Raw genomic sequence first — 10,674 nt, forward strand, 5'->3', positions numbered from 1 at the left:
GGGGTTTAAACCCCACCGTTGCTTCACCCGCGCTCCTGCGCGACAACAACGGTCGGTCTCTGGTTGCCGCTGGATGAAAGGCGGGGGTCACGTCAGGATGGATTTGTATCAACGAAGTTATACGGAACGGGATGCTCTTAACGAACCAGGGTGTGGCCTCGGCGACCTGGCAATGAGGGAAGTCGCTGCCTGATACCGTAAGCAGGCAGTCTGCTTTCCTCCCCCTTTTAGACATCCGCGCAGCCGATCTGGCCAGCCGAACGCCGCCGCGCGACGACCTGAACGAGCGGCCGAAGTTGGGTGGCGGAAAGGGCGGTCTGAATGTCCGCAATTGGGTCCAGCCGGACTTGGCTTAAAGGCGCGAAACCGAATTCGCTGCAAGCGCGAGTTCAAAACGCGCTAATTCATAGGCGTTATTGAAACACCCGATACCTTCAATCTAGCGTTGCTTACGCTCAGGTTAAGCAGCTTGGCCTCAAGAGGCGCCGTTGTGAGTTCAGAAATGTTTGCTTTTCCGCTGCCGAGAAAAAGCTCAACCGAACCTGAATCAATGAATAGGCTTAAGTTTATCGAGCCCGTCGTGAAATCGCACGCGACACTACGTTGCTGCCGCCAAACGTCAACATTCGGTACGTTGGGGCCGCTCTTTTCTCGGTGAAGGGAGACCGTATTGGTATGCGCTGTGAATAGAATTCGGGTTTCAAAATTATCATCCTTGCGAACCAATAAGATGATGTCGTCGGGCCAAATGGCGCCAATCCGGCTGAACGTCAGATCAATACGGCAGGCGGCTGCTTCTGCACCTGCCGGCCATACGTAATACGTCCCTTCTGTAATCGTCTGATCCTGTCCGGCAATGGCGGGAGCAAAGACCTTATTCTGGGCAGCGAGCGGTGTGCTGAGCAGACGTGGTAAGTTCGCTACACGCTCAAGTCTTAGCTGGCGAACAAGGCTGAGTTGTCCGCGGTAATCTCGGGTGACAGGAATCTTGTTCACATAATCCCAGTTGCTCATCCAGGCTATCGAGTACGCCGATGCAAGCGGATCGGCCGAGGCTGGGTCGGTCCAGACTACAGCGGCGTAGAAGTCTGCCCCTCCATCGATCCACTGCCCCTCCAAGGCGTCGGACGTGAACGTCATCCCATCAAAGTCGCCGACCCAATAATAGCCGCCTACGGTGAAGCCGAGCTTGGTACCATTGCCGCCAACCAGCAATACCCATTTATCTGCCGACGTCTCGCCGTTCGCCTCGTACAGATGCAGCTTGAAGAGATGTGAGCATTCCATGACGCGCCCGACAATCGTCGAGGCGAAGCCACTGGCATATGTCCACTGCTTGAGATTGGTGGATGTGTAGATCCCGATCTTACCCTCCTCGGAGAGGGTCAAAACCCAACGGTTCGTGGGCGCATGCCAGAACACGGTAGGATCGCGAAAATCCTTGCGACCTCCCGGATTAGCCAGAACGATGTCATGGAACGCAAAGTTCGCTCCGTCGTCATGTGAGTACCACAATGCACAGGATTGGCCGGTGCCCGGCACCGGCATCGTTACGAGAGTTACGAGCGCTCCTGCGCCGAAACCGGCGGTATTTGCTGTATCAACAACGGTACTGCCGCTCCATACGTCTCCAAAGCGGTTGGTGTTTCGCGGGATCGCAATGCCACGGTCTTCCCATGTGACGAGATCCTTCGACGTCCAACGCCGCCAATTTGTGCCACCGGTAGGGTAGGTGGGATTGTACAACGCCCAAAGCGTCCAGGTATCGCCGATCTTCAGTGGGCGTTGCGGATCGTTGATCCAGCCGCCTGCCGGGGCAGTGATGTGATAGCGAGGCCGGCCGTTTTCTGCCTGAGGCACAGTGGCTGAAGGTGACGGAGGAATGGAGACCGAGCCGTCCGTCAAGGTCGTTGCTCCGCCCAGTGTTCGGCCACACCCAGCCATCATCGGAAAGCCGGCGATGAGCCCAAGCGTCGTGCGCCGGGTGTAGACGGTTTCACGTGGCATTGCCTTGGCTCCTATCAGGATATCTGTGGCAGACGGGTCCCGGCCTCCCGCACCCGAGCGGAATGGCATTTCGTTACACGGGACTCAGGGATCCTACGCTGCGCAGGTAGGTCAGAGTTCGAAGGCGTTGACCCGCGGTCAACTTGGTCCAAGTCCCTGCGCAGTGCCGTGTTGCCACACTGCGCAGGTCAGAGCGTTACATCTTGAATCGCAGGCCTAGGCTCATGTATCGACCTTCGATCCGGAGATCGCGACCAAAATACTGCGTCTCATTATAGTAGCGGTAGTTCTTGAACGGCTGCGCCAGGATGTTGCTGACGTTGGCCACGAGCGAGATGTTTTTGTACGGCTCGAAGCTTGCGGAGAAGTCCAGTCGTGACACAGGACGTACGAGTTCGCCCGCATATTGCGTTTCATTGATGGTGCGGTTGTAGCTCGTGGTATACCCCGACCGCCAGTTGTACGAGAGCCGGGCGGAAACCTTGCCCTTCTCGTAGAAGCCGGTGAGATTATAGGCCCATTTGGACAGACCAGTAATCCGCACTTGGCGATCACTTTCGCCGAGCGCCTGCGGCAGTTGGTTGGTGCCGTCGAGATAGGTGCCGTTCGCCTGCACGCCGAAGCCAGAGAGCAGGCCGGGAAGGAAGTCGAAGAACGTCTGCGCCGAAGCCTCAATACCCTTGATGCGTCCGTTACCGGCATTTTCAGGACGGTTCAGCTGAACGCGGCCGTAGATCGGGTCGTTTACGACCTGTGTATAGTTGCCGATGAAGCCATTGAGATCGCGGTAGAACGCGGCGACAGATGCCGACCCGTTCTTGGAGAAGTACCACTCCAGAGTGGAATCATAGTTCTTTGACGTCAGCGGGCGCAGGTTCGGATTGCCGCCAGAGCCGGTTGCATCAAACTGCGGCGGCGAGCCATCCGGACCTGGGCTGTTGGCCGTGATGTTGAGCGAAGGGTTCAGCTGACCGAACCCCGGCCGGGTCCGCGTCTGCGTGTAGCCTAGACGAACCTGCCATTTCTGAGAGAAGCGAATGCGCGCAATGGCAGATGGCAAGACGTCGACGTAGTTCTGCTTGGTCGTCGTCGGGACGATACCAACGGTGCCATCGCTGCCCTGTACGCGACTGAAACCGCGATACTCACCATCTGTGTTGACGATGCGAGCACCGGCAGTGCCGTCAACCTCGATACCGCCGAGGTCGAACGCGAACTTGCCCTGACCATAGAAGGCATAGCTAGCCTCGCTAGCGGTGAAGCCGCCCAGCGGATCGACAGGGATCTCGGCAGTTGCGTACTTTGCCACAGCGTCACGAATGCCGCCGTCGTTCGGGAACAGCACGGTCGCCTGCTGGACCGACTGATAGGCAAGCTGGCGCAGTGCCTCGCTATTGGCGATGATCGCGTCACGATTTGGCGCAAGCCAGTTCTGAAAGCGCTGTGGATCGTTACGGAAGCCATCCGTAATCACTTCAAGCGCGCCGGTTGGAAGGCTCGCAAGCGGGATGTTGAGGCCGGCAGTGTAGGCGTAGCGAGTATTGTTCTGCGACGAGGCGTTGCGATCACTGGCACGAACGCCAAACTGAAGATGCGGCAGGAAGCCCCAGTCGGTTTCGAGATCCAGATCAAGACGGCCTTGAAGCCCGTTGCCCTTGGCGACGAACTCGCGCTGATTGAAGCCGCGCCAGCGGGCGTTGTCGGGGTTGGTGATGTCGTAGCTGCCTAGATCGAAAACTGCCGATCCGCGTGCGTCCCAATCGACGTTGATAGTCGGTGCAGTCGCAAGCTGGGAGTCGACGGCAAGCTCCAGGGCTTTGTAGCGGCTGTTGGTGTAGGCGAAGTCGCCCGACAGCGTTGCGCGGCCGGTCGTCCATTTAAAGCCCAATGCGCCCTGATATGTATCAGTCCGATCATCCTGCGCTACCCGTGAAAACTCGGGAACGTAGCCGCCCGTCTTGGTGAAGCTTGCGGCCTTGTTCGGCTCGCCCGGTACCAGGACGACGTTGCTGAGCGTGGGCGCAACGCCGTTGGCATCACGCCGTTCGAAGTTCACGTTAAACGAGTCCCGCAACACGTTGCCGCGATACGCCTGCCACAAACCTTCTGCGTAAACCTCAAGATCGGCCGATGGGCGCCACTGGATCGTACCGTTGATGGCCGGCCGGTGACGAACGCCCTTCTCGTAAAAGTTGCCGGCGTTTGCCGGAAAGTTGAAATTGCCAACGCCAGGGGTCGTGACCGTTAGATCATCGGCGGGATCATCGACGCCAAAACCGCGCGGCGTGATAACCGCGGAGTCAGCATAGCGATCGGCGTTGCGATAGGTGGTGCGCGTGTAGCTCATATTCACCAAGGCGCCGATCTCGCCAATCGGTGTGTCCCAGCGCTTCGTCAGCAGGAGGTTACCTGACGGGTCGAATGCTTTGGACTGATCATTGTATGATCCGCGGATTTCTCCGGCGATCTCGGTGTCTTTTACGTCGAACGGGCGACGCGAGCGCAGATTGACCAGCCCTGCCAGACCGGGTTCGATAAGATCGGGCGTCCCCGACTTGTAGACCTCGATGCCCGCGGCGACACCAGCCGGGAAATCCTGGAGATGCAAGACGCGGTCTTCGGCCGAGAAGAACTCGCGGCCGTTGAACGTCGTTGCAACGTCCGGGAGGCCACGCACCAGAATGACGCCTGCTTCGTCGTTGTAACGTAGAACCGTAACGCCGACGATCCGCGAGATGGCTTCGGCAGCGTTGTTGTCCGGCAGTTTGCCGATGTCGTCAGATACGACCGCGTCGACGATTGACGACGAATTGCGCTTGAGTTCCTGTGCAGAACCAAGCGCTGCACGGTAACCAGTAACAACGATTTCGTTGTCTCCGCCCGCCTGCGCGTTCTCCGGCGCCGCGTCCGATTGCGCCTGCGCAGCACTGGTGGGCGCAGAGTTGGGCAGTGGATCGCCGGATGTTGGCGTCTGGGCCGCTCCGGTCTGGTTCGTTGCCGGCGACGCATCAGCTTGTGCCCAAGCTGAAGATGCAACAATCAGCGGCAGGAGTGCAGTAGTCGTCAACAGGACGTGGAAAGACCTCGTCATAAAAGAATCCCCTCTTTATTACGTTATTTGTTTCAGGTTATTGGTAGTCCGGGCCGCGAGGCCCGCTAGCTAGCTCGGGCCGGACATGCTTGCCGACTTTTGAACGGGACCCGTCGTCACTTCGCTGCGACCTTCACTGGGCCTGCGTTCATCGGCCATGCGGTGAGCTTCAGTTGCGCACTGCCGCCGCGCGAGGACGCGCTCCACCGCAGCAGGCCACTGCCACGGAAGAATCGATCGGTGATCGTCCGCTCGCCATCGTTGATGAAGACTTCGAGGATCGACTCGTCTGCCAGAATGCGCAGTTTCACGCGATGCGTCTTCAGATTGACGGGGGCGACGTGGCGGCTGGCAAAGCCGTCATGGAAATGCGGTCCAGAGCGCGTCCGATCCACGAAGACCTCGTTCACGGTCGGATTAACGCCGACGACGGTCTGATAACCCTCGCCATCCGTGAGCGTGATCGCCACCTGCTCGGACGAAGCAGCGTCGATCGCGAACTCCAGATCCGCCGAACCACCCTGAATGGGAAGCGCGGTCGGGCTGTCGTTCAACGTCGCGGCGAATTCCTGTCGGGCGCCGTGCAGGGTCGCGACCTCGCGCACCGGCGTCTGCATGATCCGATACCCGTCGGGCGATTTGCGCAGCGTAACCTGGCGTGGGACGGTCATCAGTCCGCGCGATGGCCAGGTTGGGATGGCTTCCGCGTAACGCCAGTCGTTAGCCCAGCCGATCCAGATGCGGCGTGGATCGTCCTTGGGCAGATCGTTCCACGACACAGCGGCGTAGAAGTCTGCCCCATAATCCATCCACTGCGCATCGCCGGGCCAGCCCTGAACCGGCGTGAATCGCGTCCCATCGAAGTCGCCGACGAAATACTGACCACCCGAGCCCCCACCGACGGCGTTGTCGCCGAGGTTGATGCCGAGCACCCAGTGCTTTTCGCCGGAAGCTCCGCCCTCGACGGGCAATTCGAACAGATCCGGACACTCCCAGTTTTTCCCGCGACCGCCGGCGGGGCCGAAGCTGCTGGCGAACGTCCACTGCTTGAGGTTCGGCGAGGTGAAGATCACCGCGCGGTTCTCCAGCGCCATCACTGCGACCATCACCCAGCGCTTGGTGGCGGCGTGCCAGAAGACCTTTGGATCGCGGAACTCTGGCGATCCGACGTTCAGAACCTCGCCGTGGACCGTCCACGTCCGACCGCGATCGTTGCTATAGGCGACGTACTGCGACTGGAGCTTCGCCTTGGGGTTGTGCCCGGTGTAGATCGCGATCATCGGCGGTTTGCCGTTGCGTCCGAAGCCGCTGGTATTGTTCCAGTCGATCACGGCGCTGCCGGAAAAGGCCATGACGTCGGCGGTCTCGGGAATCGCGATGGGCAGTTCCTGCCAATGGACGAGATCGCGGCTGACTGCGTGTCCCCAGTTCATATGGCCCCAGCGGTCGCCATGAGGGTTGTACTGGAAGAACAGATGATACTCGCCGTCATAGTAGACGAGCCCGTTGGGGTCGTTCATCCAGTTCTTGGCTGGGGCGAAATGATAGCTAGGCCGGGGATCGGGCCGCTGCGCCGACGCCGAGGTTGCCAGAGCGGCAGCTGCCGCCATCAGCAGTGCAATCGTCTTCATGCTGCAGCTCCCCGCAAATCCATATCTTCCAAGGCGACACCGTTCGTCTCGGGCATCACTTTCCATGCCCAGACGAACTGGAGCAGCATCATCGCGCCAAAGAATGCGAACACCCATCCGCCGACGGCGCTGGCGACCACCGGGAACAGCCAGGTGATGATCGCTGCCATGACCCAGTGCGTGGTCGAACCCAGCGCCTGACCTTTCCCGCGAACGGAGCTTGGGAAAACCTCGGAGATGAACACCCAGATCACCGCGCCCTGGCTCACCGCGAACGCTGCGATGAAGGCGAGAAGTCCGACCAGGATCAGGGTGCCGTTCGGCGCGACGCGCTCGAGCTGCCAGCCGACCAGAAGCAATGCGGCAGCACAGATGATCGACCCGACGAACAGCAGCGGCTTGCGACCGAAGCGGTCGATCAGGAACAGTGCCAGCGCCGTAAACAGCAGGTTGGTACCGCCCACAGCAACCGATTGCAGCAATGCGCTGTCAGCACCGGCACCGGCCAATTCGAAGATGCGCGGTGCGTAGTAGAGCAGGGCGTTGATGCCGGAGAGCTGGTTGAACATCGCGATCGCGATTGCGCAGGTGACGGGGAGGGCGTGCGACGCCTGGAAAAGGCGTGGAGCCCCCTTGGCGGCTTCGCGCGTGTCTGCGGCTTCGATGCGGAGCAGTTCGGCACCGGGGTCGCTAAATCCAAGCCGCGTCATCGCGGCGACGGCGCGTTCGCGGTGCCTATGCACCGCCAGCCACCTTGGGCTTTCTGGAAGAAAGAACGTGACGATGAGGAATATGACGGACGGCACCCCGACGATGCCGAACATCCAGCGCCAAGCCGTCTGGGGGGGCAGGATCTGCGCTATGATGTAGTTGGAGAGGAACGCGATGAGGATACCCAGCACGATGTTCAGTTGGTTCATCGCCACCAATCGGCCGCGGAACCGCGCCGGCGAGACCTCGGCAATGTAGATCGGCGTGACGACCGATGCGGCGCCGATCGCCACGCCACCCAGGAAGCGGAATGCAATCAGCACGTACCAGTCGTGCGCCAGCGCAGTACCGAGCGACGACACGACATAGGCTATCGCGACGGACAGCATGATGGCTTTGCGGCCGTACCGATCGGCCGGGGCGCCTGCTATCAGCGATCCCAGGACGGTGCCGATCAAGGCTGAGGCCACGGTAAAGCCAAGCGATGCCTCGGTCAGCGCGAACTGGCTTTGCAGCGCATTGGTCGCACCCGAGATCACAGCGGTGTCGAAACCGAACAGAAGACCACCAAGCGCAGCGCCTGCCGCGCTCATGATGATCGCCGGAGTTGCCCGGGCGTCATCGGCAACACCCGCGGGGCCTGAACTAACAACACTATGCATTGACGGCTTCCGCTTCGATGGAGGTGGTTTCAGTAACGGCCCAATGCATCGGCCACTGTCGGGTCGCTTTTCGATAGGCGAGCGCGAGGGCGCCTGTCAGACCTGCCGAAGAGCCCGCGGTTGGCGCCGCCACATAGTCGGCCATGTCGATCGCGCGCATGCTGGCATCGTAACCGGCCAGCTTCGCGGTCAGCGCCCTGCGCACACGGTCATACATGGGCGGTTGCATGACGCCTCCACCGATGATGATGCGGTCGGGCCGCACGGTATAGGTAAGTGTCGCACAAAGACCGGCGAGGTAGTCTGCCTCGATGTCCCATGCTGGATGACTGCTGGGCAACGTCTCCGCCGGCGTACCCCAACGAGCATGCATCGCAGGCCCTGAGGCCAGACCTTCAAGACAGTCGCCGTGGTAAGGACAGATTCCGGCAAACTGATCATCGCTAGGCGCGCGTGGCAGTTTGATATGACCTGCCTCGGGATGATTAGCGCCACCATGCGGAGCACCGTTAATCAGAACGCCAACTCCGATGCCTGTTCCAACCGTCACATAACAGAACGTATCGAGCCCTTGGCCGCTGCCAAACAGCCGCTCGCCAACTGCAGCACAATTCACGTCGGTATCGAGTGCTGTGGGCGCGGAGATAGTTTCGCGGAAATGCGCAAGAAGGTCGACGTTCTGCCAACCCGTTTTCGGCGTTGACGTGATGCATCCGTAATCGATTGCAATCGGATTCAAAGAAAGTGGCCCAAAACTGCCGATAGAGAACGCCGCAAGAGTGCCGTACTGCTCGCTCGCCTGAGCGAAGAAATCGCTGGCCGCGCCTAGTGTCTCTTTCGGCGTCGTGGTCGGGATGCGTGTCTGCATCAACGTCGCGCCATCACGATCGGAGATCGCGCAAAGAAATTTGGTGCCGCCAGCTTCGATTGCGCCGAGCATCAATGGCTCAACCATGAGCGCGATTCCGAAAATAGTCGGCGCACGACAGTGGCTTAGGACGAACGAACACGAAATCTCTCTCCTGACACTTGCCACGCCTTCGTGGTCAGGTACTAAATCTACTAGTGTGAGTTAGTCTGTCAAGCACAGTTAGAAATCCAGTCGGCATAGACCGTGTTTTTTTTATTGTGGCCGTTTCGGGCAGATCAGCTTTTCTTGAACAGGCTCGCCAAGTCTGGGGTAAAGCTTGCGTGGAGTGGCAGCAGGGCTGCGCCCACGGCTGCAGCTACGTTGCCAAGACCTCCTCGGCGGATCTCAGGGACAAAGAAATCCGGCGGTGAATTAGTCAAAAAGTGATCTTGCAATCCTGTGGCGATTGCATCGAGACACGTGGAAGAAAGGGCACCGTCAATGATGACGGCTTCGAGATCGAGAAGGCTGTTTGCGCTAGTCACTGCGAAGGCGAGTGCCTCAACACACCGACGCGTCCACGCGGAACGCTCCTCGGCAACGGCTTCCTGGTTAAGAGCGTAAAGCGAGGCGTGGTGGATCAGATAGTCGCTCTTGCCGGCTGCGCAGACAGGCATTGACGCGAGTGCTCCGGCATTGCCATGTCTGCCTTGATGTACCCGACCGCCCAAAACTAAACCTCCGCCGACGAAGGTGCCGATATTGACTGCCAGGAAGTCCTGAAGATCGATGCCTGCGCCGCATAGCAGTTGGGCCAGTGCAGCGGCATTACCGTCGTTTTCGAAAAATGCAGGCCAGGCGAGTCCTGCTTGAAGGCGAACCGCCACATCAGCACGTCGCCACTCGTCCGCTTGGTCGATCGATATACCAAGCTCGTCACGCCATTCTCCGAGGAACCACGGCATTGCAATTCCAATGCCCATAAAGGCTTCGTTACTGAGCAAGTTCGTGGCCGCGAGATGTTCGTCAATGAACGCGTTGACGTGCCGAAGCACGGTATCGATAGATGGAAAGCTGTCGGCATGGCGACAGACGGCTTTGCGCTCTCCGTCGAAATCCAGAAGCGCGATCGTGGTATCCCCACGGCCAACCTCGACGCCGACCGTGTATCCACGCTTGCCGTTGATACGATAGATGGTCGCAGGCTGGCCCATGCCGCCGGTGCGCTTACCTGCCTGAAACAGCAGACCTTCACCATCCAGCTCGTCAACTATGCGTACGACTGCCTGTGGAGACAGCGTAGTCACGCGAGCGAGTTCAGCTTTTGACGCGCCGTTCATACGTCGCACGGCTGACAGGATCAGGCGCTCATTATACCGTCGCATCCCGCCCGCATTCGTGCCTCGCCGTATCGTATCCACGCCGTATCCTTTTCAAACGCGGCGTTTTGCACAGGTACTTGCCACCGTGGTTGCTCGTTAACCCGATCAGGCGTTTCGGCCTATGCCAAAGAGCGGCCGGTTAACAACGTCAACCGTAGCCCGTCGTGATTACCGAGACAGGTCAGGAACAGATCGTTTTCGGTGCGTCCTGCAAACCTGGTCGATCTTACGCGGTGTGGAGTATGTGACGTGACCCCCGCCTTTCATCCAGCGGCAACCAGAGACCGACCGTTGTTGTCGCGCAGGAGCGCGGGTGAAGCAACGGTGGGGTTTAAACCCC

General features: G+C 59.6%; 6 protein-coding genes. All 6 read right to left on the minus strand.

Going from position 1 to position 10,674, the window contains the following annotated elements:
* Nucleotides 1-399 precede the first annotated feature (399 nt).
* Nucleotides 400-2,007, minus strand: a complete 1,608-nt coding sequence (locus tag C8J46_RS20445; RefSeq protein ID WP_165886693.1) for a glycoside hydrolase family 32 protein — start codon at nucleotides 2,005-2,007, stop codon at nucleotides 400-402.
* Nucleotides 2,008-2,203: 196 nt separating this feature from the next.
* Nucleotides 2,204-5,074 (minus strand): TonB-dependent receptor, encoded by a 2,871-nt coding sequence (locus C8J46_RS20450; RefSeq protein ID WP_243643553.1) that lies wholly within the window; start codon nucleotides 5,072-5,074, stop codon nucleotides 2,204-2,206.
* 140 nt (nucleotides 5,075-5,214) lie between these two features.
* Complete coding sequence (locus tag C8J46_RS20455; protein WP_132742529.1) at nucleotides 5,215-6,729, minus strand: glycoside hydrolase family 32 protein; 1,515 nt, start codon at nucleotides 6,727-6,729, stop codon at nucleotides 5,215-5,217.
* Entirely contained in the window at nucleotides 6,726-8,033 is a 1,308-nt protein-coding gene (locus C8J46_RS20460; protein ID WP_207894249.1) for a sugar porter family MFS transporter, read from the minus strand. The genes C8J46_RS20455 and C8J46_RS20460 overlap by 4 nt, the downstream gene beginning before the upstream one ends.
* A gap of 61 nt (nucleotides 8,034-8,094) precedes the next feature.
* The gene (locus C8J46_RS20465) at nucleotides 8,095-9,057 is read right to left on the minus strand and encodes an ROK family protein (protein WP_132742530.1); all 963 of its coding nucleotides are present in this window, start codon (nucleotides 9,055-9,057) and stop codon (nucleotides 8,095-8,097) included.
* A 191-nt stretch (nucleotides 9,058-9,248) separates the two neighbouring features.
* Nucleotides 9,249-10,373 (minus strand): ROK family transcriptional regulator, encoded by a 1,125-nt coding sequence (locus C8J46_RS20470; protein ID WP_243643554.1) that lies wholly within the window; start codon nucleotides 10,371-10,373, stop codon nucleotides 9,249-9,251.
* Nucleotides 10,374-10,674: the final 301 nt, after the last annotated feature.

It is taken from the genome of Sphingomonas sp. PP-F2F-A104-K0414 (genome assembly GCF_004340945.1).
Classification (GTDB): domain Bacteria; phylum Pseudomonadota; class Alphaproteobacteria; order Sphingomonadales; family Sphingomonadaceae; genus Sphingomonas.

Bases quoted from the DNA above. Each gene is read 5' to 3' on its own strand.
- C8J46_RS20445 (WP_165886693.1), bottom strand. From the start codon at position 2,007: ATGCCACGTGAAACCGTCTACACCCGGCGCACGACGCTTGGGCTCATC.
- C8J46_RS20455 (WP_132742529.1), bottom strand. From the start codon at position 6,729: ATGAAGACGATTGCACTGCTGATGGCGGCAGCTGCCGCTCTGGCAACC.
- C8J46_RS20460 (WP_207894249.1), bottom strand. From the start codon at position 8,033: ATGAGCGCGGCAGGCGCTGCGCTTGGTGGTCTTCTGTTCGGTTTCGAC.
- C8J46_RS20465 (WP_132742530.1), bottom strand. From the start codon at position 9,057: ATGGTTGAGCCATTGATGCTCGGCGCAATCGAAGCTGGCGGCACCAAA.